General features: G+C 43.2%; 20 protein-coding genes. 6 read left to right on the top strand and 14 right to left on the bottom strand.

The annotated features are described in order from the left end of the window. Window positions 1-50: 50 nt before the first annotated feature. Window positions 51-2,057 carry a transketolase gene (tkt, locus tag CW749_RS21395; RefSeq protein WP_101114418.1) on the top strand — a complete coding sequence of 669 codons (2,007 nt, stop codon included), beginning with the start codon at window positions 51-53 and terminating at the stop codon, window positions 2,055-2,057. A gap of 48 nt (window positions 2,058-2,105) precedes the next feature. Here tkt and CW749_RS21390 read toward each other — a convergent pair whose 3' ends face one another. The 3 genes from CW749_RS21390 to CW749_RS21380 form a co-directional block, all read right to left on the bottom strand. Further along, window positions 2,106-2,543: a nuclear transport factor 2 family protein gene (locus tag CW749_RS21390; RefSeq protein ID WP_101114417.1), complete on the bottom strand. Its 438-nt coding sequence runs from the start codon at window positions 2,541-2,543 to the stop codon at window positions 2,106-2,108. A gap of 465 nt (window positions 2,544-3,008) precedes the next feature. Next, window positions 3,009-3,626: a DsbA family protein gene (locus tag CW749_RS21385; RefSeq protein WP_101114416.1), complete on the bottom strand. Its 618-nt coding sequence runs from the start codon at window positions 3,624-3,626 to the stop codon at window positions 3,009-3,011. Continuing rightward, window positions 3,620-4,489 carry an MBL fold metallo-hydrolase gene (locus tag CW749_RS21380; protein WP_101114415.1) on the bottom strand — a complete coding sequence of 290 codons (870 nt, stop codon included), beginning with the start codon at window positions 4,487-4,489 and terminating at the stop codon, window positions 3,620-3,622. The genes CW749_RS21385 and CW749_RS21380 overlap by 7 nt, the downstream gene beginning before the upstream one ends. Before the next feature lie 108 nt (window positions 4,490-4,597). On the opposite strand from CW749_RS21380, the gene CW749_RS21375 reads away from it, so the two are divergent. Further along, entirely contained in the window at window positions 4,598-5,485 is an 888-nt protein-coding gene (locus tag CW749_RS21375; protein WP_101114414.1) for a LysR family transcriptional regulator, read from the top strand. 1 nt (window position 5,486) lies between these two features. On the opposite strand, the gene CW749_RS21370 is transcribed toward CW749_RS21375, so the two are convergent. Continuing rightward, complete coding sequence (locus CW749_RS21370) at window positions 5,487-5,972, bottom strand: cupin domain-containing protein (protein ID WP_101114413.1); 486 nt, start codon at window positions 5,970-5,972, stop codon at window positions 5,487-5,489. 404 nt (window positions 5,973-6,376) lie between these two features. On the opposite strand from CW749_RS21370, the gene CW749_RS21365 reads away from it, so the two are divergent. Continuing rightward, complete coding sequence (locus CW749_RS21365) at window positions 6,377-7,315, top strand: porin (protein WP_101114412.1); 939 nt, start codon at window positions 6,377-6,379, stop codon at window positions 7,313-7,315. 188 nt (window positions 7,316-7,503) lie between these two features. Here CW749_RS21365 and CW749_RS21360 read toward each other — a convergent pair whose 3' ends face one another. The 9 genes from CW749_RS21360 to CW749_RS21320 all read right to left on the bottom strand — a co-directional run bounded on the left by CW749_RS21360 (window position 7,504) and on the right by CW749_RS21320 (window position 18,235). Continuing rightward, window positions 7,504-7,848: a HopJ type III effector protein gene (locus CW749_RS21360; RefSeq protein WP_101114411.1), complete on the bottom strand. Its 345-nt coding sequence runs from the start codon at window positions 7,846-7,848 to the stop codon at window positions 7,504-7,506. Window positions 7,849-7,941: 93 nt separating this feature from the next. Beyond that, window positions 7,942-9,123 (bottom strand): MFS transporter, encoded by a 1,182-nt coding sequence (locus tag CW749_RS21355; protein WP_101114410.1) that lies wholly within the window; start codon window positions 9,121-9,123, stop codon window positions 7,942-7,944. Then, window positions 9,116-10,078 (bottom strand): GlxA family transcriptional regulator, encoded by a 963-nt coding sequence (locus CW749_RS21350; protein WP_101114409.1) that lies wholly within the window; start codon window positions 10,076-10,078, stop codon window positions 9,116-9,118. The genes CW749_RS21355 and CW749_RS21350 overlap by 8 nt, the downstream gene beginning before the upstream one ends. Window positions 10,079-10,188: 110 nt before the next feature. Then, window positions 10,189-12,609 (bottom strand): diguanylate cyclase, encoded by a 2,421-nt coding sequence (locus CW749_RS21345; protein WP_101114408.1) that lies wholly within the window; start codon window positions 12,607-12,609, stop codon window positions 10,189-10,191. 412 nt (window positions 12,610-13,021) lie between these two features. Beyond that, window positions 13,022-13,786 (bottom strand): transcriptional repressor AgaR, encoded by a 765-nt coding sequence (gene agaR / locus CW749_RS21340; RefSeq protein WP_101114407.1) that lies wholly within the window; start codon window positions 13,784-13,786, stop codon window positions 13,022-13,024. A 159-nt stretch (window positions 13,787-13,945) separates the two neighbouring features. Next, on the bottom strand, window positions 13,946-14,869 hold the full coding sequence (locus tag CW749_RS21335; protein WP_101114406.1) for a sugar kinase: 924 nt from the start codon (window positions 14,867-14,869) through the stop codon (window positions 13,946-13,948). Beyond that, complete coding sequence (locus CW749_RS21330) at window positions 14,866-15,804, bottom strand: ABC transporter permease (RefSeq protein ID WP_101114405.1); 939 nt, start codon at window positions 15,802-15,804, stop codon at window positions 14,866-14,868. The genes CW749_RS21335 and CW749_RS21330 overlap by 4 nt, the downstream gene beginning before the upstream one ends. Continuing rightward, window positions 15,797-17,299 (bottom strand): sugar ABC transporter ATP-binding protein, encoded by a 1,503-nt coding sequence (locus CW749_RS21325; RefSeq protein ID WP_101114404.1) that lies wholly within the window; start codon window positions 17,297-17,299, stop codon window positions 15,797-15,799. The genes CW749_RS21330 and CW749_RS21325 overlap by 8 nt, the downstream gene beginning before the upstream one ends. Before the next feature lie 51 nt (window positions 17,300-17,350). Next, window positions 17,351-18,235, bottom strand: coding sequence for a substrate-binding domain-containing protein (locus tag CW749_RS21320; RefSeq protein WP_101114403.1), 885 nt, complete (start codon window positions 18,233-18,235; stop codon window positions 17,351-17,353). Between the two features lie 406 nt (window positions 18,236-18,641). Between CW749_RS21320 and CW749_RS21315 the strand changes: the two genes are divergently transcribed. Further along, window positions 18,642-19,925: a D-tagatose-bisphosphate aldolase, class II, non-catalytic subunit gene (locus tag CW749_RS21315; RefSeq protein WP_101114402.1), complete on the top strand. Its 1,284-nt coding sequence runs from the start codon at window positions 18,642-18,644 to the stop codon at window positions 19,923-19,925. 84 nt (window positions 19,926-20,009) lie between these two features. Continuing rightward, window positions 20,010-20,867, top strand: a complete 858-nt coding sequence (gene gatY, locus CW749_RS21310; protein WP_101114401.1) for a tagatose-bisphosphate aldolase subunit GatY — start codon at window positions 20,010-20,012, stop codon at window positions 20,865-20,867. 139 nt (window positions 20,868-21,006) lie between these two features. Here gatY and CW749_RS21305 read toward each other — a convergent pair whose 3' ends face one another. Beyond that, the gene (locus tag CW749_RS21305; protein WP_237322527.1) at window positions 21,007-21,669 is read right to left on the bottom strand and encodes a carbonic anhydrase family protein; all 663 of its coding nucleotides are present in this window, start codon (window positions 21,667-21,669) and stop codon (window positions 21,007-21,009) included. 426 nt (window positions 21,670-22,095) lie between these two features. Between CW749_RS21305 and CW749_RS21300 the strand changes: the two genes are divergently transcribed. Further along, a complete protein-coding gene (locus CW749_RS21300) occupies window positions 22,096-23,466 on the top strand; it encodes an MATE family efflux transporter (protein WP_101114399.1) in 1,371 nt (456 codons plus the stop codon). The last annotated feature ends 15 nt before the right edge of the window (window positions 23,467-23,481 follow it).

Here is a 23,481-nt window from a genome sequence, read left to right as displayed (position 1 = left end):
TATTTATCTCTTCTTTATTTTTAGTTATTCAATATTATTTGGAAGTAATTATGGATCACTCTCTACAATCTAGAAAGCACCTAGCTAACGCTATTCGTGCCCTTAGCATGGACGGCGTTCAAGCTGCTAACTCTGGTCACCCAGGTGCACCAATGGGTATGGCTGATATCGCCGAAGTACTTTGGCGCTCTCACCTAAACCACAACCCAACCAACCCTGAGTGGGCAGACCGCGACCGTTTCGTTTTATCTAACGGCCACGGCTCTATGCTGATTTACTCTTTGTTGCACCTTGCGGGTTACGATTTGCCAATCGAAGAGTTGAAGAACTTCCGTCAACTGCATTCAAAAACACCAGGTCACCCTGAGTACGGTTACGCACCGGGCATCGAGACCACGACAGGTCCGCTTGGCCAAGGTATCACTAATGCCGTGGGCATGGCACTGGCTGAGAAATCTCTGGCGGCGCAGTTCAACAAAGACGGTCACGACATCGTGGACCACTTCACTTACGCCTTCATGGGTGATGGTTGCCTGATGGAAGGTATCTCGCACGAGGCATGTTCTCTTGCGGGTACGCTGGGTCTAGGTAAGCTGATTGCTTTCTGGGATGACAACGGTATTTCTATCGACGGTGAAGTGGAAGGTTGGTTCTCTGACGACACACCTAAGCGTTTTGAAGCGTACGGCTGGCATGTCATTCCTGCAGTAGACGGTCACGATGCGGATGCGATTAACGCAGCGATTGAAGCGGCGAAAGCGGACCCACGTCCGACGCTTATCTGTACCAAAACCATCATCGGTTTCGGTTCGCCAAACAAGTCGGGTTCTCACGACTGTCACGGCGCACCATTAGGTCATGAAGAAATTGCAGCAGCACGTGAGTTTTTAGGTTGGGAGCACGGTCCTTTTGAAATTCCGCAGGAAGTTTACGCAGAGTGGTCTGCGAAAGAAGCAGGCGCAGCTAAGGAAGCAGCGTGGAACGAGAAATTTGCAGCTTATGAAGCAGCATATCCAGAGCTTGCCGCCGAGTTCAAACGTCGAGTAAACAACGAACTGCCTGCAGAGTGGGAAGCGAAAGCAAGCCAAATTATTGCAGACCTTCAAGCTAATCCAGCTAACATTGCGTCACGTAAAGCGTCGCAAAACGCGTTGGAAGCGTTCGGTGCTATCTTGCCTGAATTCATGGGTGGCTCCGCTGACCTTGCGCCTTCAAACCTGACCATGTGGTCTGGCTCTCAATCACTGACGGCGGAAGACGCATCGGGCAACTACATCCACTACGGTGTGCGTGAGTTCGGTATGACAGCCATCATGAACGGTATTGCTCTGCACGGTGGTTTCGTACCATACGGCGCAACGTTCCTTATGTTCATGGAATACGCACGTAACGCGATGCGCATGGCAGCACTGATGAAAGTGCAGAACATTCAGGTGTACACGCACGATTCTATCGGTCTGGGTGAAGACGGTCCGACTCACCAACCGGTTGAGCAAATCGCCTCTCTACGCCTAACGCCAAACATGAGCACATGGCGCCCATGTGACCAAGTGGAATCAGCAGTCGCTTGGAAACTGGCTATCGAACGCAGAGATGGCCCAACGGCGCTTATCTTCTCTCGCCAGAACCTAGCGCAGCAAGAGCGTGATGCCGCACAAGTGGCTGACATCGCAAAAGGTGGCTACATCCTGAAAGACAGCGATGGCAAGCCAGAGCTTATCTTGATTGCAACAGGCTCTGAAGTTGAGTTAACCATCGAAGCCGCAGCGCAACTGACAGCAGCAGGCAAGAAAGTACGCGTAGTCTCTATGCCTTCAACAGATGCATTCGACAAGCAAGACGCCGCTTACCGCGAATCGGTATTGCCTTCAGACGTAACCGCTCGTATTGCAGTGGAAGCGGGGATTGCAGACTTCTGGTACAAGTACGTAGGCTTCGACGGTCGTATCATTGGTATGACAACGTTCGGCGAATCTGCACCAGCGGGCGAGCTGTTCAAGATGTTCGGCTTCACGGTTGAAAACGTAGTCGAGACCGCTAACGAACTGTTGGCTTAATTTTACTAAACTCTCAAAGCCCCGCTCATTCTGAGCGGGGCTTTTTAGTTATTTTTGGTTCTCTACGTATGCCTTACTGGTGATTTTCCATCCCTTGTCTGACTTCATAAGGATCAAGTAGTCAATGTAGTGTATATCGGGTGTGTCAAAGTCAAATTTTACGAAAGCCATTCTCTCGTCGACGATATCCACCGATAAGATTTTCCCTTTCCATGTTTCTTTTGCCTCAGAAGTGAAATAACCAGAAAAATCCTTAAGGGTTATAGCGCTTATTTTACCTTCATCAAACGACTTTACGTTACCACTCTTCATATCAAATGCGTCTTTCATAAGAGATTTACTTCCTCTATGGAGACCATCGAAGTATTTATAAGTTGTTGATACAACTGATTCATATTCAGAGCTCTTTTCAGTGCTCGCATGTGCAACGTTTAATAAAGGCAAACTTGCAATTATTGTAGATAAAAATAACGTTTTTAATTTCATAATATTAGCCCTGTTTAAATTTATACTGCTCTGTAGTCGGACTGATATTACAATTCACTCGTCTATGGATATATAGACTTAATTAAGCAACTTTATTTCACATATTGACCTAATCAGAATGCATCAATACCGTACTCAACATAGCCCTGAATACTAATTTCCGGAAACGATTTGGTTGAGTTAAGCGAAAACATCAACACTTTAACCATATGCAAGTTTGCCGCGTTTATTGTTATCGACACGCGGCTGCTTGACGACAAAAGCAGATACAACTCTGCCAACTTTAAAAAGTTACCCGTACTTCAGAGTATTTAGAGCTTGGCTTGGCTTGGCTTGGCTTGGCATTAGGTGTGTGATTACAACGAAAAGCGTAAAGCGTCCCCTGCAAAATTGAGAGGACCGACTGTACGATTGGTGATTGGATTACTAGCATGAAGCTTGAGAGTTATCTCATATTATCTTTGATTAGTGTTTCAGCAGCCTTTCAATAAGTGAACTCGGATTATCAAAATATTCAATCAAGTTAATTTGAAACTTATTGCTTTTTCCCTCCACAACTAAAGATGGAAAACCATCCAGAGTGTATTGGCTCATTAATGAACGAGTGTCATTGATTGTTCTTACAGTCTTCTTCTCACATGTAGACATAGCCTCTTGCCAATCTAATACATGTACTCCTAATTTCCCTGCTATATATTCCAATCTGCCTTCTTGATTTACTTTCTCCCCGTCTACATAGTGTGCTGTTTGGATCGCATTTAACATTACCCAAGGATCCCCTCCAATGTGCTCAAATGCCAATATAGCTTTGATAGTAATGTGGGAATCAAGTATCACTTCTTCACTGGAAGAAACTCTAGACAGGTAGCCTTCTCCAAATTCAACACCAGACATTTGAGCTATTTTCAAGTCACTATCGATTACGTGTTGTCGAAAAGGCGGGGAAACCGAATGTTTGTCGAATAACCCACCAGGATAGGATTTGACTACAATTTCATTGCATGCTCGCAATTCTTCTATGATGGGAGCGGCGCCGTAGCACCACCCGCATAGAGGGTCAAAAAAGTAATGTACTATTACCATTTCATCTCGCCTTTGTGAACTTTAGCACCGAGCTGAAGTGATGAAACTTCGGTCGCATTTGGATACTTATCAACCATAAACTTAACCAATTGCTGACTATTTTCAGATTTCGATTTTCCTTCCACAAAATCCTGAATATAGGAATGCGTATAGTCGAGCAGAGACGAATCGAGATTTGAGGTATTGTGGGGCATGTGCCCAGGAACGACTAATTTCGGATTTAAGTTTTTCATTTCCTTTAGCTGCTTTATCCAAGCTTGGACGCTTTCATTCGACTGGTTGTCTGCCATCCAAACATGCATATGACCATATACCCCAACATTGCCTAATATCGCACGTTCAGAAGGAATCCATAGATAAGGTCTATGTGCTAAAACTCCTTCAGTCCCTCGGATTTCGACTTTTACTCCATCAATTGTTAAAGAGTCTGCTGTTATTGCTTGAGGAATATAAGGTTTTACGGGTGCATTGGTTCCCATCTTGGGTCCCCAATAGCCAACTTTAAAGTCTAATTTCTTCTCAATCACCTTTTTAACTGCAGGCGTTGTTACAATTCTTGCGTCAGGGAAAAGATTGTGCAAAGTTTCCGCACCAAAATAGTAATCAGGATCAGCTTGGCTCACGAAAATCGTCTTTAGGTTTTTTCCTGAGTCATATACTTTTGATGCAATTCTTAGTGCATCAGCTTTTGTAAACCCTGTGTCAATGACCATTGCTTCCGTTTCACCATAAACGACTGTTGAGGTAACACTAAAGCTATTCTCATCGCCGTTATACACGTCAAACTTCAATTTCTGACCATCGTAAGCCATGGATTGCCCCGCCATAAGTACAGTAGAGGCCAAAAGTGTTTTCAATTTCATGATGTTTCCTTAGTTGAGTATTAACTTACAAAATCATCTTAAAAAATTGATTGATTCAGAAAAACCACCTAAATTAAACATCATAATTTCAATATTCGATCAAATAATATGGACAAACTGACAGCAGCACGGGTTTTTGTTGACCTATCGATCACAGCGAGCTTCACCTCAACTGCCGAAAGACTTGATATGTCCCGCCCAATGGTGACAAGGTACATAGAATCCATGGAGGATTGGTTGGAAACGAGACTTTTTCACCGAACAACTAGAAAAGTCTCTTTAACTACAGCTGGCGAACAATGCCTACCCAAAATAGAATCCTGGATTGAAAATGCCGAAGATCTACGTCTAGAAATGAAGTCCACTGGGGAGCTTTCCGGTAAAATTCGAATAGCAACAAGTATGTCATTTGGTCACTCTCAACTTCTTTCTGCATTAATTCCGTTTTTAAAGAGGCATCCGGATGTATCGATTGATGTTGAGCTGCAAGACACCGTAGCGAACTTAACGGAAAATCAAGTTGATCTTGCTATTCGGATTGCGTCCAACCCAGACCCTTCCCTAATGGGCAAGCCCATAGCGAAATGTGCCTCTGTCATAGTTGCGTCCCCTGAGTACCTAAGCGATTCACCAAAGATTCTTCACCCAAAAGATCTAGCTTTACATCAATGTGTGGGCTATCGGAATTTTCAGAGGCACGTTTGGCATCTGCACAAACGTGGCTTAACCGAGTCCGTAGAGATTAATAGTCGGCTTACAGCCAATGAAGTAACAGCATTGACACAGGCTGCACTGCAGGGATTTGGTCTTGCGCTTCAGCCAACCTATCTTGTTAACAGTTACATAAGCGAAGGAAAATTAGTTCCAGTTTTACCTGATTGGGCACCTAGTGAACTGACAATATATGCACTTTATTCTTCTAGGCGACATCAATTACCTTCAGTTCGTGCGCTAATAGACCATTTAGCACAATTCTTCTCAGAGAATAGATGGTGACCTACTTCTTTCCTACCGATCCCATAGGTTCATCAATATTGTCTAGATCAACCAAGTTCCAAGGTAACCCTTTGTTGCGATAAATCCGCTTTTTCATCCATGTATAGTCCGCGACGTCGTGATCGAGCCGCTGCCCAACAACGATACAACGTAACGTTACGTCGCTTTCGTTGATAATAGAATGCGCGTCTCCACCAGCGGGGTATCCAATAAAATCGCCTTCTTCAATAGAGAACTCTTCTTCCCCTATCCGTGCTGTCCCCTTTCCTTCAAGAACATAAACACATTCATCCTCAAAATAATGAACATGATGTTCCGTAGACTCAAAGCCGGGTTCAATTTCAACAATGTGAAATCCAAAGCCTTTTATTCCGGCTAGATCCCCAAGAGACTTATTGGTTCTTTGAGCATTTTTATTTAAAAAATGGGTCTTATTTGTTCCCTCAAATTCGTCGATTTCTTGTTTCTTTATCAATCCATTTCTCATACATGCGTCCTTTGTGCATATTTCCTTTAACCGCATACGAACATACAGAATATACAGAACACCAAACCCTAAAGTGATGTGCGTCACATTTTCCAAAACATTTTACAGAATGAAAGACCTTAAACCAATACATTAAACTGAACGGTGCCCTGTTTAAAAAGAAGCACTCTACTCCTTTGTATTAATAGATGTTTTTAACAGAACAACACCCCGTTAGTTTGAGATACAATCTATCCAGCCCATGATTCATACGCTCAATATTCCATCATACAGAACGCTTGACCTTATAATATTTTGGTTTCAGTATGTCGTTCGAATTGAGGGGAAGTCATTCTTTATCAGGCGATTAGCATGGGTAACAGACCTTTCCTCTCCGAATTCTTTTGAACATAAATGGATTAATTATGAAAAAAACTCTTTTGGCAGTGGCTGTAATGGCAGCGGCAGGTTCTGTAAACGCAGCAGAAGTTTACAACAATGATGGTTCTACTCTTGAAGTTAACGGCCGTGCATTTGCCGTTATGCAAGTTGAAGATAATGGCGCTGGATCTGAATCCTCTATCAACGATGGTGGTTCTCGTCTTGGCTTCACTGCTAAGCATCAAGCAACTGAAGGTGTTGCAGCCATCGGTCGCTTCGAAGTTCAATACGGTGATGCAGACACAGCATTCACTTCGCGTGATTTCTACGCAGGCCTTGAATTCACCAACATTGGTACGCTGACATTTGGTCGTCAAACTACCATTTTTGATGACGTGTCTTTCCGTGGTGGATTCGATGAGTGGTATGGCTACTCTCAAAGCCTTGAAGATCGTGGTCGTGATAACGGTATCGTAAAATTCACTGCATCTAACTTGGTTGAAAACTTAACGGCAGGTGTGACTTACCAATTCGCACAAGCAGACAACAACGAGCGTAGTGGTTTTACCATCGCAGGTGCTTATGACCTTCCTATGGGTCTTGGTCTTTCTGCTGGTTTTTACGACTATCAAGATGAAAAAGTGAATGCTGATAACGACAACTTCTCTGGCTTCAACTTGGGCGCGAGCTATAAATTCAAAGCGTTTAAAGTGGGTGCAGACTTCTCTATGGAAGATCAAGCAGGCACAGACGTAATGGCTTGGCGCTTAGGCGGTGAGTACAACATCGATGCAACACGCATCTATGGTGGTTACGGCCAAGTTGATGAAGATAACGCACCAACAGACTCAGGTTTTTACGCAGGTGTAGGTTACGCACTGGGTTCGAAAACAACGGTATTTGTTGAGTACTCTCAGCTAGATACTGAAGCGAAAGGTGATTTCGAGTCAGGCGCGACTGCAGGCATCGTTGTTAACTTTTAATGCGTAGTAGGTTCTCTGTAGCAATACATTGAATCTATGCAATGCGTATAACCAAAGTTAACGAAAACCTTTCCATGGTTTTAAATTTCTAAATTTCATTTTGAAGAGCAATTAATCCACTGCCTTCTGACCGGATAGAGCCTTTGTCTATCCGGTTTTTTTCTTACTAAGAATTCAAGAAGTAAGTTTTATTTTTCTGACAAGGCTTGGCCTTCAAAGCGGATACCTTCCCATCCGAATTTAATAAAGTTCCGAATATTCTGATGATCATCGCCTTCTGGATTCTCTAGTACATCTTTACGGTAAAAATCGCCAAAGCAAGAAAGTGTGCTCTGTGGGTCTAAAGCTTGAATCTTCGCAAACGCAAAGATTTTGCACGAACCGTTGTTTTGCCCCGCTTCATTCAGTGTCTCGCCATTTTGAAATTCGGTTGGCGTGAATTCGTAGTTTGATTCAATCACTGAAATAACATCTGCAAATTGAACAGAGTTTGGAGACTCAGATAACGTAGTAAGAAGATCCTGTAAATCCATGGATAAGATTCCTTTTGTAGCTAGCTAAATTTGATAAGGTTTAGTTGGCTGAGCAGTATACCCAGCCAGCCCAAATACTCAAACCTTTGTCCTCTATCCACTTAGCGCCTTATTGGATTTGTGAACTTTCCTTGCATTAAAGATAAACACTATCAACACTGCCACGACGAATGGTGCCACATAGAGATTGAGTTTCTGCCAACCTATCGTTGCTTCTAGCCAGCCAGACAACATTGCCGTTATCGCAACACAGCCAAACACAAAGAATTCATTAAATGCCTGTGCTTTTGAGCGATTTTTATTGGCATAAGACTGGCTAAACAGCCCCGTTGCAGAAATAAACATGAAATTCCACCCAACACCAAGCAAAATTAACGCGGTAGTAAAGTGCCAAATGGATTGACCGTGGACATTAATTGCAATACACGCAATAAAGATAAATCCGCCCGTCACAATCATAGCGCGAGCACCGAATTTCTCGATCAAGCGCCCAGTGAAAAATGCAGGAACAAACATACCTAATACATGCCATTCAATGACTCCAGCCGCTCGGGTGAAATCAAATCCACACCCAAGCATAGCAAGTGGCGTAGCCGTCATTAATAGATTCATCACAGCGTAAGACACCATTGCAGCAAATACAGCGGTCATAAAGTTTGGCTGTTTAATGATGCTGCGAATGGAATCGCTCACTTCATTGCTCTTGTGTTCTTGAGGAGCAGGAAAACCTATCGTCTGTAATACTATCAAAGCAATGATATTGAGTAACAAAACAGCGCCAAATGCCCCTATATATAGCCCCTCGGGAAACATGGTGTGAGACATTACCGCCAAATTCGGACCCAGCACAGCCGCCAAAACACCACCAGCCATCGAAATAGATATTGCTCTGTGACGGGCATTCTCATCACTGACTTCAATAGCCGCAAACCGATAAAGTGTCCCGAAGCCGATCCCGATACCTAGCAAAGTGGTCGCGACGCAAAATAGCCAAAAGTTGGTTTGGTATAACGCAAACGTAGCCAATAATGCGCCAGAAATCCCAATGATATTCCCTAAACTGAAACCTTTTCTACGCCCCAATTTCCCCATGATCAAAGAAGCGGGTATCGTCGCCGCCATGAGCCCTAGAAACTGCAAACCGACAGGCAAAGTGATCAAACTTGAACTCGGTGCAATCTCTTTCCCGATAAGACCAACAACAGAAATCAACACAATGTTGCCCGTCATGAGCAATGCCTGACACAAAGACAAAAGCCAAACATTCTTATTCATTTATATTCCTTTTAAATCGCTGACGGTATGCCATTGGGCTTATACCATATTGACGTTGAAAAACATTTCTTAAGTTATCGCCACTCGCTAACCCAGAAGTTGTAGCAATTCGTTCTAATGTTAAATCGCTGTTCTTTAATAGATCACAGGCCAAATTTAGGCGCTCTTTAACCACATATTGGTTTGGGCTTATATTAATATCTGACTGGAAAATACGGTTGAGTTGACGGCTGCTCAATCCGACATGATGAGCAATATCTTCAACTCGAATATCCACTTTCAAATGCTGATGAATATAGCGAATCGCACTGGCAATCCTTGTATCGCCTGAACTTTGAGCCAATTGCAACGAAACAAATTGAGACTGTCCTCCTGGTCTCCGATAGAAAACCACAAGCTCCTGCGCAACAGAAACAGAAGTCGCATAACCCAGATCTTGTTCGACGAGAGAAAGGCAAAGATCAATGCCCGCTGTAATACCAGCCGAGGTTGATACCTTACCTTGGTGGAGATAAATTGCATTCGAATCTACATGAATAAGTGGATAACGCTCTTGAAGAGCATCGCAGTGCCGCCAGTGGGTAGTCGCGCTTTTATTGTTAAGAATTCCTGCTTCAGCCAACCAAAACGCACCAGTACAAACCGAAGTAACACGTCGGCAATTTTCCGCTTTAGCGAGAAGCCATTCACGAATATCTTCACGCCCCAAATACGTTCGAGATTGATTTCCACCAGGAATGATAAGCGTGTCTAGCTCATCCAGATTATCCCAGCTTTTATCAGCGTAAAGCGTTAAACCGCCATCCGACTTCAATGTACCTTCTTCGAATGAAAAAATGATGACTTCATAAGCAGGATGTTCATTGAATTTGTTGGCCGAGGAAAATACTTCTGCAGGACCGATTACATCAAGGCTTTGGCAACCTGGGTAAGCAAAAATCCCTATTTTTTTCATTCGTACCTCATGTGCTCGATTTATCTCTAACACATGGGAGTATGAATTGAATCATGGTTGTCCACAACGACGAATATCAGATCATTTCGGACATAGGGTCATGACGAGTGTTATGTTTCCTGTACACACCCTTCATCGAAAATCCTAAACCCATTTTTGCCCGCTGCTTTCGCTTTGTACATAGCAATATCCGCTTGCTTAATCAGCGCTTCTGCCCCGAGTTTGCTTTCTGATTGTGGGTAAAATGTGATTCCAATACTGGCAGACACATGCAACGTGTGTCCTTCGTGAACCATAGGTACGGCGACCGCTTCCAGTATCCGGCTAATAGGAATGTCGTAGGCACACGGCTTAGATACGTTTCGAATAACAAAAACAAACTCATCCCCACCAAACCTTGCAACGGTATCACCTGCTCGAATGCTATTTTGGAACTGTTCGGCAACGTGTTCTAACATCATGTCGCCAACAAGATGACCATAGCCATCATTGATTTTTTTGAATCCATCTAAATCCAAAAAGAGAATGGCAATGTGTTTCTTCGAACGCTCCGTTTGAAGCATGGCTTGACTTAGTCGGTCGGTGAGCAGAATTCGATTTGGCAACCCAGTCAACGAGTCAAAGTGCGCGATGTAATTTAAACGCTCTTCGTGTCGTTTTTTAATCGTGATATCGGAAAAAATGCCGACGTAATGGGTAACTTGGCCATGTTCATTTCGAATCGAGCTGATGTTCAAGTCTAGCGCGACTTCTTCTCCGCTGGAGCGCTTAACCCAAATTTCATCATTCCAATGCCCTTCTTTTCGCAAAGCTTGGGTCATTTCAGTAAATTGCTTGGCTTGCATGAACCTATTTTGGAATTCCAATAAGTTGGCGTTTTTTGACTCGTCAATACTTGTGCCTGCAAACATAAGGCAAGCATCATTGACTTCAATAATGTCCAACTTTGCATTACTGATGAAAATACCTTCGTTGGCATGCTTAAATACGCTCGCTGCCAACTTTTCTTTTTCTTGAGCGACATAGGTGTCGGTAATATCCCTAACAGCACCGACAGTGACATCTGGGCGACCATTGGCAGAGAACAGCGTTTTACCTTCTTGAATCACATGCTTGATTCGCCCGTCGGGCATAAGCAAACGGTGACTGACATAAAAAGGCGTTTTGTTTTCTAAAGACTCTCGAAAAGCGCGATCGACTTTTACTCTGTCTTCCGGATGAATAACATCAAGGAAAAGCTGATAGGAGGGCTCGTGTTCATCCTCTTCAAGCTCAAAAATATGATAGATTTGCTCCGACCAATAGAGCGATTCGGTTTCCAAGTTAAGTGTCCAGCTTCCTATATTCGCAATACGTTGCGCCTGAATTAGGTTACTTTGGCTATCTTCCAGATCTTCAGTGTGCCCACGAATAACCGTTTCAAGGTTCTTTATACTGGCCACGAACGCCCACAATATTATGATTTCTGCCAAGACGTAACCAAGTACCCCCCACATCATGGCTTGGTTAACCGTTTTAGAGAACTGTTCGTATAGCGGCGAGGCGTCTTTCCAGAAAAACACTTTTCCTACTTCTTCATTGCTACCTTTCAAGGTATCGGCATAGCTAATGATAGGAAGCTGAATCACGTTAAGTGGCTTACCATCAAACTCAATAACGTTTTGCTTGTAACCTTGTTTGATTAAAGATGAATCCGTCAACTGCCGAATTAAGTTTGAGAAAGTCGGAGTGGACTGGTGTTTGATGATACAAAGGCAACCTTCAATGTATTGTAATCGATGGTAGTCTTCCTGATAGTCTAACCACATGGATTTCGCGAGAGATGAGGTTCGTAGCGTCACTCCCGCCTCAACATCGATATGATCTCCTATCCGTTTAAGCATATTGCTCAAAGGTATCCCAACATCAATAGCAGCGATAACAGAGCCATTTTCTTTTGAGTCCGTCTTCTCTTGCGCTTCATTGTAATCGCCAAAAACTGGCGCAACGGCTCTAAGCGCAGCTAACGTCCTGCCTACTTCGTACCCAGCTTGTACATCTGCATTGGCTATTGCGTTGGTTACCGTCTCCCGAACCCCATCAACCGAGTCGCCATAGATACTGGGTTGATCCAATCTCAAAAACGCTTTTGCATCAGGAGCTAAAAATACTTGTAACGTTTTAATGTAGTACTGCTCTTGAATCATTTGCCAAGCAGGTTTGAGCTGGTTGGTAAGCTTTTGCCGAAGCAAGTCATTGAGAATTTCGGTGCCATTCTCTTTTTGCTGCGGATTGTTCACTCTTTCACTGATTAAGCTTTTTACATTGGGATCATTGGCGATAACGGTTGCCAATAAACTCATGTCGACTTTTGATTGATCCAAGATGGTTTGGTAGCTCTGAGTAATTTGCTGAGCTTGCTCTTCGATAGAGGCTGAAAGGGATTGTTTTGACGAGTTAATGCTAATGAAAACAAATATCACATCAATCAAAGCGATGATCACACTGAGTATGATGAAATTATTTCGATGGTATTTTGACAGGTACTTCATAGCGTACCAACCCTCGCTCAATCGGAACTACTTACTCCGTATGCAAACATCCTTATTTGCTACAGAACCATCCAACCCTACCTTCATACGCCCAAAATAGGTTCACACTGACAAAAGGTTTGCGCAGAAGAAAGGGTTTGCACTGAAAAAGTTGCGCCATTAGCGCACACTTTATTCGGGTTAATGCGTTCAGTGTCCATTTTTTATTGGACGAATTCGACCCTTACGAGTACCTACTTGCAGCAAGTATCAAAAATGAGCCATAGAATGAATAGGGTTGTTAATAATTTGAAGGGTAACAGATAAGAGGATTGAGGAATGTATGCGTCAGTAAACCTTTACTAGAGCAATACTAGCACAGCAGATGATAATCAAAAGAAAGGAAGTGTTTGAGTATCATGGTCTTGCTGCTCTAAACAATAACGACTTTTATATTTTGATCAATGAGTGCTTGCTTGTGCTCTTCTGAAATCCCGCTATCGGTGATGAGAATATCAACAGCGTTACACGGAATCACTTTGTATACGCTTACTTTCCCAAACTTGCTGGAATCTGTCACAACTATCGTTGTTTTGATGGATTCACACATAACGCGATACAAACGGGCTTCATGTTCACTGTGTGTCGTAATACCGTAGTCCAGGTGAATGCCATCAACCCCCACAAAAATCTTATCAAAATGATAGTCTTTGAGGCTTGATTCCGCTTGCGGACCATAAAATGATTGGCTGTCACAACGTAACGTTCCGCCAGTGATCATGACATCCAAACCAGATGAATTAGACAAAGTTGAAACAATATTCAGACCATTTGTCATTACAACTAAATCGGATTTATCCGCAATGAGTTTGGCTATGTATTCTGTCGTTGTCCCTGCTCCGAGAATGATCGCATCTTTGGGTTGAATGTGTTTTACCGCTTCTTTAGCTATGGCCAGTTTTTCTGGCGTGTGGTGGGTCTGTTTAATTTTGTTCGATGATTCAGCCAAAGAAGACTGATTGCGAATCGCCCCGCCATGAGAACGTATTAGCAACCCTTTTTCGTCAAGGTAATCGAGATCATTTCGAATAGTGACTAGGCTAACATCATGTAATTCGGATAGCTCGTTTACTGAAACACTGCCGTTTAGATTCAGCCTATTCAGTATACTTTCCCTTCTTTTACTCGTTTGACTCATCTTGAGAAGCTACCCTCTTCGCAGAAAAATTTCGCGCTTACGACCAAAGCGAGGATTGTACATGAGGATAATTTTGATAACAATTACCCACTGTTAAGCCGAGAAGTAACGCAGAGTTATGCTGTCCTCTAACCTACAAAATTGAAAAAATCGAGTACGCTAGAGCCCGTTTAGTTCTTCCAGCCGCGATGTGCCTTCCATCGGCCCTGTTACTGTTACAGAACGCGAACCACATTTTGCCGCAATACGCAGCGCTTCCTCTATGCTTTGCCCTCTTACTCGACACGCGATATACGCGCCTCCAAAACAATCTCCTGCTCCTGTTGGGTCCACTTCATCCACTGCGAAAGGTGGTTGGACGTACTTTTTGCTTTGGGTAAAAACAGTCGCGCCTTTTGAGCCACACTTTAAAACCACTTCCTTCACGTTAAAATGTTCGAAGTAATCGTTAATCGCAGCACTCTGATCTTCAAACTTAGATAACGTAGTGATTTCCGCCTCACTTGGCAAATAGGTGTCGGTATTTTCAAGGATTTGGAGGAATGAACGAGCCATTTTGTCATCCAACAATTCTTTCCGAATATTAGGGTCAAAGGACACCGTTCCTCCTTTTTCTTTTACTCTTTTGATAGCCTCAAGAGTAAGCTGTACGATGTCGTCGCTGATCAGAGAAGACCCCATGACATGAAGGTGAGTACAATCTTTAAATACCTCTAGATTCGCGTTTTCTAGACTCAGCTTGCCACAAGCGGCGTTTTTAATGTTGAAGATGAAATCACGATTGCCATCCGAGTGGTAAGTTACAAAAGCACTGCCAGTGGTTTCCTTTTCCAAAACAGTTATCCCACTCACATCGACCCCATCATCGCGAAGTCGGTTGATATTCAGTTCCCCAAACCCGTCATTTCCAACAGCCGACACAATGGCACATTCCACTCCGAGCTTTGCAACTTGGTCAATGAATATCGCAGGAGCACCACTTGGAAACGGGCCAGAAAAAAGTCCGGTCTCTGATAATTGCTGGTTACGCTCTGTCGCCATTATCTCAACGACAATTTCGCCAATGGTTACAATCTTCATCATTTACCTTTCTTGTTTTTGTAAACGTCTATTCCTACCGCGATGAGAATCACAATTCCTTTCACGATTAGAGAAACAAAGAAATCGACGTTCATCAGGCTCATGACATTGCTTAAAACAGCAATAATGAGCGCACCTATCAAAGTACCAATTATCGTGCCTCTACCGCCGGTTAGAGATGTTCCACCAAGAACACAGGCTGCAATGGCGTCAAGTTCCATTCCATTTGCTGATGTAGGTTGAGCCGAGAACATTCGGGATGCCAACATGACTCCACCTATCCCAGCCATTAACCCAGTGATCATGTAGGAATAGATCGTTGTTTTCGCCACATTTATACCGGAATAGGCAGCCGCTTCGGGGTTGCCACCAACAATGTATATCTTTCTTCCGAATGTTGTTTTAGATAACAGAAAGTGGTTGAGCGCAATCATCGTGATAAGAATGATGATAGGAAAAGGTATTCCAAGAAAGTAGCCGTTAAATACAAATTCAAAAGGCGCATTGTCGTACAAAGAAATGGCTTTTCCGTCGCTTGTCAGCATTGCGGCACCACGCCAAATACCCATAAAACTCATTGTGACGATAAAAGGGTGTACACCTAACCATGTGGTAATAAACCCATTCGCAAACCCACAAAATACGGAAACGCCTAAAGCGATGGGCAACATGAGTGAGAATGGCAATCCGCTCGTTAGCCCTACAACCAATACCAGACCAGTCAAAGCGACAATAGAGCCGACAGACAAATCTATTCCAGCCAATAAAATGGCGTAAGTCATCCCGAACGCAACAATCGCAACAATCGATGTTTGAAGTAATATGTTGGTAAAATTATTCATCGACAAAAAGTATTCAGATAGAAATGACGACACGACGATAAGTAGAATGAGTCCACCAAGAATCCCGCCATACTCTTTTACGAACATCCTAATCATTTGAATCCACTCCTGTCGCATAAACCATAACTTTGTCCTGGGATAATCCTTTAGTATTCAATTCTTTAACGATTCGTTTATTGCGCATAACAAACAACCGGTCACTCATATTCAGGGCTTCCGGTAATTCTGAAGAAACCAAAATCACCGCTGTTCCTGTTGCCGTCAAATCTCGAATAATGCTGTAAATTTCAAATTTTGCACCTACATCCACCCCTCTTGTCGGCTCGTCTAAGATCAGAATGTCCGGCTTTTTTTCTAGCCATTTGGCTAGTACGACCTTCTGCTGATTTCCTCCACTCAATGACCCGACAGACTGGTGTTCATCGTGAACCTTAATGTTCATTTTTTTGATGCTACCTTTTGTAATACGAAGCTCTTCGCTCGGGTTTCTAACGCCTGCGGTTGCCACGTCTTCAAAAGAAGCAAGATTGCAATTGATGTGCACACTGTGATCGAGTACCAAACCTTCTTCTTTTCTGTTTTCCGTTACGAACGCAACCCCATGGTTTATCGCAACACTCGGGCTAGATATGTTCAGCGACTTTCCTTTCACTTCGATACTTCCTTGATACGGCAGCATGCCAAAAAGCGCATTCATAACATCGGATCGACCTGAACCAACAAGCCCGAAAAACCCGATAACCTCCCCCGCATGAAGATCAAAGCTGACTTCTTGGAAATAGACTGGATTCGTTAGCGTTCGGACCTTAAGAACAGGTGCGCCAAGCGGTTGCAGTTCATCAATTTTGTCGGGATAAATGTCGTCCATTTCTCGCCCAACCATCATGGTGATCAATGAATCTATGTTCGTTTGCTCTTTTTCTACCGTATCGATGTACTGCCCATCGCGCATCACGGTGATGTCGTCCGAAATTCTCATGATTTCAGCCATTTTATGACTCACGTAAACAATGGCTTTTCCTTCAGATTTAAGCTCAGCAATAATGCGAAATAGTATTTCCACTTCTGAATCAGATAGCGAAGATGAAGGCTCGTCAAAAATAACGACGTCCGAAAAGTAGCTTAGCCCTTTGGCTATTTCGACTAACTGCCGCTGTGCCATAGACAGTGCACTGACTTTTATCGTAGGGGAAATGGGGATCTTGTACTTTTCAAGAAGCGCTTTAGTGTCTTCTATCATTTTTGTGTCATCAATGATTCCTCTTGTTTGGGGTTCATTGTTGGCATATATATTTTCAGCAACCGTTAAGTTGTTACATAGAGAAAGTTCCTGAAAGATAATCGCAATTCCACTCTCTCTTGAGTCCATCGGTGACTTGAAATCGACCTCGCGACCATTGCGTAGGATCTGACCTCGCGTGGGAGAATGGACACCAGCCAGCATTTTAAGTGTTGTGGACTTTCCACAACCATTTTCTCCCAAAATCGTATGTACTCGACCTGATGACAGCTGAATAGTAAGACCATCCACGGCTTTTACCGCACCAAAATGCTTGCTTAAATCTTTTGTTTCTAACAGAATTTTTTGCATAAAGACGTCCTGATTGAAATAGAGCTTCTCAGCTCTATTTCAATCCGATAGCTACATTCCAGTATAAAGAACAGGCACAATTGGGTATTCAGAATCGACTTTCTTACCGTTTAAGTGGTCAACGGCTGCTTTTACCGCTGTTTTGCCCATAGTGTCGGCATCTTGTTTAACCACCCCAATCAGATGCGCATTGTCATCTACGGCTTTGATCCCTTCTGGCATGCCATCAAATCCAATAACGACAGCTTTTGAAGATTGTTTCGTTACCGCCAAGCCCGCGCCTATCATCATGTCGTCGCCAAACGCAAAAATCAGATCAGTCTCTGGGTTGGCTTGAAGCATGTTAATGGTTGAAGTCAACGACTCCTCACGCGTTTTCCCGGGTTGGACAGCAACAATGTCAATGTCTGTGTTGGCTACTGCATCACGGAAACCACGGAGTCGATCTTCTACTGAAGAAATACCAGGGTAAGATAACATCACGACTGTCCCCTTGCCTTGTAAATGCTTCTTAGCCAGTTTTCCTGCTTCTACACCACCACCATAATTATCGGTCGCGATATGCGAAACCACCTTACTGTTCTCTGCCCCTATATCCACAGTGAGCACAGGAATGTTGGCACGCTCAGCTTTTTTCAAAGGTCCTCGGATACCTTTAGAATCGACAGGTGAAATAATAATCGCGTCTACATTCTTTATAATGCAGTCTTCGATATCACTGATTTGTTTTGCCAAATCTTGGTTAGCGATGGACACTTTCAAATCTGCTTTGTTTTCTTTCGCTCCTGCTTTTAAACCTTCACCTAATGCGATGTAAAATGGGTGTGATTGAGTAAGTAGGGAGGCACAAATGGTGTGTTCATTGGCAGCGTGAACATTCATTGAGAACGCTGTCAAAATTGATAACGAAGTAAATAAGTACTTAATATTTTTCATCTTACTTTCCTTGTATTCCACGTTTGATTAGGACGTTATTCGTCCATTTATCTATTAGCAGCCTGCCCGTATATGTAACTGGTCACTCATTTATTTTAGATTACCCAGTTAGGTGTACGTTTTCTGACCACCAAATTCTGCAAGTACAAAAATGATACAACAAGATATAAAAAGCAAAAGAAAGTTAACACAAGTTAGATATTGATCAATTTTTATCGATATATAAGTCAATAACCAGTATATAAATACGTACCAAGACTAAAATGGTTATTTAAGGTGACTCAAATCACATTAAATCGTATTTATAGGCTATTTTTCAATCTACGTGATCAATCTTTTGTTTTTTTTGATCTCTTTCTTTTAAATTCCAACAACAACAAAAAGAAAGCATTCGAAAGGAATTAAAGTGAAAGAGTTGCTTAATTTGGTTACGCAGCATAAATCAGGGAAAAGAGTCGGTATCTATTCTGTCTGCTCTGCTCACCCCTTGGTGTTAGAAGCGGCGCTAAAGCAGTGTTTACAAGATGGGCAGCCCGTTCTCATCGAATCCACTTCCAACCAAGTAAACCAATTTGGTGGGTATACAGGGATGACCCCAATTCAATTTAGGGAATTGGTCTTTTCTATCGCAGAATCAATATCGATGCCTTTGGATAAAATTCTACTGGGCGGTGATCACCTTGGTCCCAATTGCTGGCAATCGGAACCAGCAGCGTCGGCAATGAGTAAATCTGAAGACTTGATACAAAATTATGTAGAAGCAGGGTTTCGGAAAATTCACCTAGATTGTTCAATGCCTTGTTCAGACGACCCCACACCACTTAGTGATGAAACAATCGCGCATCGAGCGGCTGTTCTTTGCTTGGTTGCAGAAGAAACTTGGAAAACCGTCGGCGGACCAGCACCTGTTTATATCATAGGCACCGAAGTTCCCACGCCGGGTGGTGCACTAGAGCCACTTGAAAGCACCCTAGAAGTTACCGACGACAAAGCGGCAGAACAAACGATCATCGTGCACAAAGAAATCTTTACCAAAAAGGGTTTAGGGGAAGTTTGGCAACGGGTTATCGGACTGGTTGTTCAACCCGGTGTCGAGTTCGATCACCACAATGTCGCACATTACAAAACCGAAAAAGCAAAACCTTTAAGTAGCATGATAGAAGGTTACCAAAATCTGCTGTTTGAAGCACATTCCACCGATTACCAAAGCCAAAGCGCCTACAGACAACTCGTTGAAGATCATTTTGCGATTCTTAAGGTAGGGCCAGCCTTAACATTTGCTCTGCGCGAGGCACTTTTTGCGTTAGCCGATGTGGAACAAGAATGGATAGACAAGAAAGAGAGTTCAAATCTTAAGAGAGTAATTGAAGAGGTCATGACTAACGAACCTATTTATTGGCAACGCTACTACGAGACATCAGGTAAGCAGCAGTATATCGATAGACACTACAGTTTGAGCGACCGCATTCGGTATTACTGGCCAAATAAGAACGTAAAGCGTGCCGTAGAACAGTTGTTTGAAAATTTAGTTCACTCTCCTGCTCCAATAACGTTATTAAGCCAGTACTTACCAAATCAATCAAAAAAAATAGGCGATGGATACATATCGAACCACCCGAAAGAAATCGTTTTAGACAAGATCATGGAAGTCACCAATACCTATAGCCAAGCGTGCCATTCAAATACGTAAACGCAGACATCACATTTAACTTTACCGCTTGCTTTTGTCGTTAGTCTTTTTGGTAACGCAAGCATTCATTAAAAGGGAACATTTATGAATAACATCATAAATAGCAATTACTGGTTAAACAAAGCAAGACATGAAGGTTACGCCGTTCCTGCGTTTAATTTTCACAACCTAGAAACAGTGCAAGTCATCTTAGATACTGCCAAAGCAATGGAATCCCCCGTTATTTTGGCTGGCACACCAGGCACCTATCAATACGGTGGTTCGAGAGAGCTTATCCATATGGTGAATGCGGCTGCGTACGAAAGGAACATTCAAGTTGTTATCCACCTTGATCATCACCATGAAATCGCTGATATAGAACAAAAAGTGAAGCTTGGTGTTCGCTCTGCCATGGTCGATGGTAGTGCTTTGCCATTAGAAGACAATATCAAACTCACAAAAGCGACCGTTAACCTTTGTCACTCTTATGGATGTTGCGTGGAAGCTGAAATTGGTCAGCTTGTAGGCCAAGAGGATGACTTAATTGTCGAATCGGTCACGGATCCTTATACCAACCCCGAAGACGCGGTCAAGCTGGTAGAGCAAACCAATATAGATTCACTTGCAGTAGCAATAGGGACGGCTCATGGGCTTTACAAAGACGAACCGAGATTAGACTTCGACCGTCTAGAGCGAATAGCAAAACTCATTGATATTCCTTTGGTATTGCATGGTGCTTCGGGCGTCAGTGTTGCCGATGTTCAGCGCTGCATTTCTCACGGTGTGGCTAAAGTTAACGTGGCTACTGAGTTAAAAATTGCCTTTGCTGACTCTTTAAAAAATGCGTTTGATGAAGACCCAACAGTCAATGATCCAAGAATTTACAACGAAGCACCAAAAGCGGCCATGGCAAAGTTGGTAAAAGAAAAAATCTTGATGTGTAAAAGTGAAGGGAAGCTGTAGGTTACTTGGAAAAATTAAGAGCAGAATATGCGGCTCTGGATCCTGTATATTGAGGTTACTTGGGTACAAAGCGCCTGTTTTCATTGAAAAGCTTAGGCGCTTTATTCTTTTAATGTCTGCCGACACAAACCTAAATTGGCTATTTTACGACGATGCGACCATTAATAGGCTGAACAGGACGCGCATTCATCCCAGTCGATTGAGCAAACGTATCGATTTGATCTTTGCTCGCACTCAATGGCTCTTTCATTAATACCCAACGCACACCTTCGCTGCATGGTGGTGTGGTAAGTGAGCCATTAAAGCGGTAATAATCTTGCTCCTCAGGTAGCAACTGAGCAAGATCGAAACCCGTATCTAACTGCTTTTTCTCTTTAGAATTCAGTGTGTCGCTTAGTAACGCTTTCAGAGACTGATTCGGTTTAGATTCCAGTTCATACATAATACCAACGACCGCCAACTCCCCTTTCGTATTGGCGTGTACAAAGTGCACTTCCAGCGGGAACTGTTTGCCTAGAATGGTGTTCTCGGATGGCGTGTGGAAATGGAATTGCTTCAGTTCGTACTCTCCACCTTCTAAAGTAAGCGTATTGTGCCCTTCAACGTTCACTTGAATAGCGTGCCCATTATTCACAACTTCGGTCGCAGAGCCGTGATAAGTCAGTGTTACTGGCTGCTTTTTTGCTTTTAGTGCGTCAGATATATTCACTGGCGACTGATTTTTCCCTTCCCCGCACGTTGCAAACAGTTTTGCCCACTCGTCAACGCCATGCTTTCCTTCATATGACCAATCTGCAGCCATTGAAGGCAGAGCAAATGATGAAACCAAAACGCCTGCGATCAGTGTAAGTTTTACATTTTTCATATAGTTGCCTCTTTCACTTAACAATTCTCACGCATTAACCAATTAAAGGTGAGATATGAAAACCATGGAAACACTATATTGCGGAATGCCCTTAACTATTTTTATGCAATTAATGATTTCATTTCTCACATATTGCACCGCTGTAACACAATGCATATCTTCGAGCCCTTCTCATAAGAAAAAGAGACGCGTACGTATCCTCGAAATTAATACTAAATTATTAATATCTTTGTTATTAACTATTCCCTGCATTCCCAACTTTGTTACTGAATTTCGCGGATTACTTCTATCCTCTACGTAGGCATTTCTTTATCATGTTTTCATCGAAATTGAGTAACCTCATACTCAAGCAATGGAGTACAAGTGCAAACCTATAAAGATGAAATTTCACGTTTAGTTAAACTGGCTACCCCCATTCTTCTCGCGTCTGTTGCACAGACAGGTATTGGATTTGTAGACACCGTTATGGCTGGTGGAGTGAGCGCAACCGATCTCGCTGGTGTTGCGATTGCCACCAGCATTTGGCTACCTACCATTTTGTTTGGAATCGGCATATTGATGGCGTTAGTGCCAATCGTTGCTCAGCTCAATGGGGCGAATCGTAAAAGCGAAATAGCAAATGAAGTACAACAAGCTATCGCAATGGGCTTGTTTGTCAGTGTGCCTATTATTGCTGTTTTCTTCCAAGTGCAGTGGATCTTAGGATTAATGAATGTCGAGCCTAAACTGGAAGAAATTTCAACAGGCTATATGAACATGGTGATGCCTGCGGTGCCTGCCGTGATGCTTTTTCAGGCTTTTAGAAGTTTTACCGATGGTATGTCATTAACCAAACCCGCCATGGTCATCAGTTTTATCGGTCTCTTTGCGAATATTCCTCTGAACTGGATGTTTGTTTATGGGGAGTTTGGAGCTCCGGCTCTGGGCGGTGTTGGCTGTGGTGTAGCGACAACCATCGTTCAGTGGTTAATGCTTTCTGCCATGGTGTTTTATGTAGTGACCGCGCGAAAGCTCAAACCTATTGGCACTTTTTCTAAATTGTATTGGCCTAAATTCAGCGCTCAGCGCAGGCTATTTCAATTGGGATTCCCGATTGCGGCGTCTATTTTCTTCGAGGTCACGCTCTTTTCCGTTGTTGCCATCATTATTGCGCCCCTCGGTTCGGTTGTGGTTGCCGCGCACCAGATAGCGCTTAATTATTCCTCGCTTATCTTTATGCTTCCTCTCAGTTTAGGGGCTGCAGTGAGTATTCGAGTTGGGCACCAACTTGGAGAAAGTAACGCAAACGGTGCGAAGGTTTCTGCCAATGTTGGGTTTATCGTTGGATGCTCACTTGCGGTATTAACCGGTATTTTAACAGTGGTGTTTCGCGAGGCCATTACAGAGCTCTACACGGACAATACTTCTGTTATTACCTTTGCCATGCATTTACTTTTGTTTTCTGCCGCTTACCAAATGGCAGACACCATCCAAGTTATCGCCGCTGGCGCACTTCGTGGCTATAAGGACATGAGAGCCATATTCTATTGCACCTTTGTGTCTTATTGGCTACTTGGATTGCCCGCCGGGTATGCGTTCGGGATGACGGATATCTTTGGCGAACCCATGGGGGCTGCAGGCTTTTGGGTTGGGTTTATTGTCGGGCTATCAGCAGCCGCCTTACTGCTGTCGCTCAGGTTGAAATGGATACACAAACAAGACGAATCCGTTCGTTATAGCTATATGGCTAAGTAGCGCGAGTAAAATTAC

This window comes from Vibrio sp. vnigr-6D03, from assembly GCF_002835515.1.
Lineage (GTDB): Bacteria > Pseudomonadota > Gammaproteobacteria > Enterobacterales > Vibrionaceae > Vibrio > Vibrio penaeicida.
This window is presented reverse-complemented; position numbering and strand designations above follow the sequence as displayed.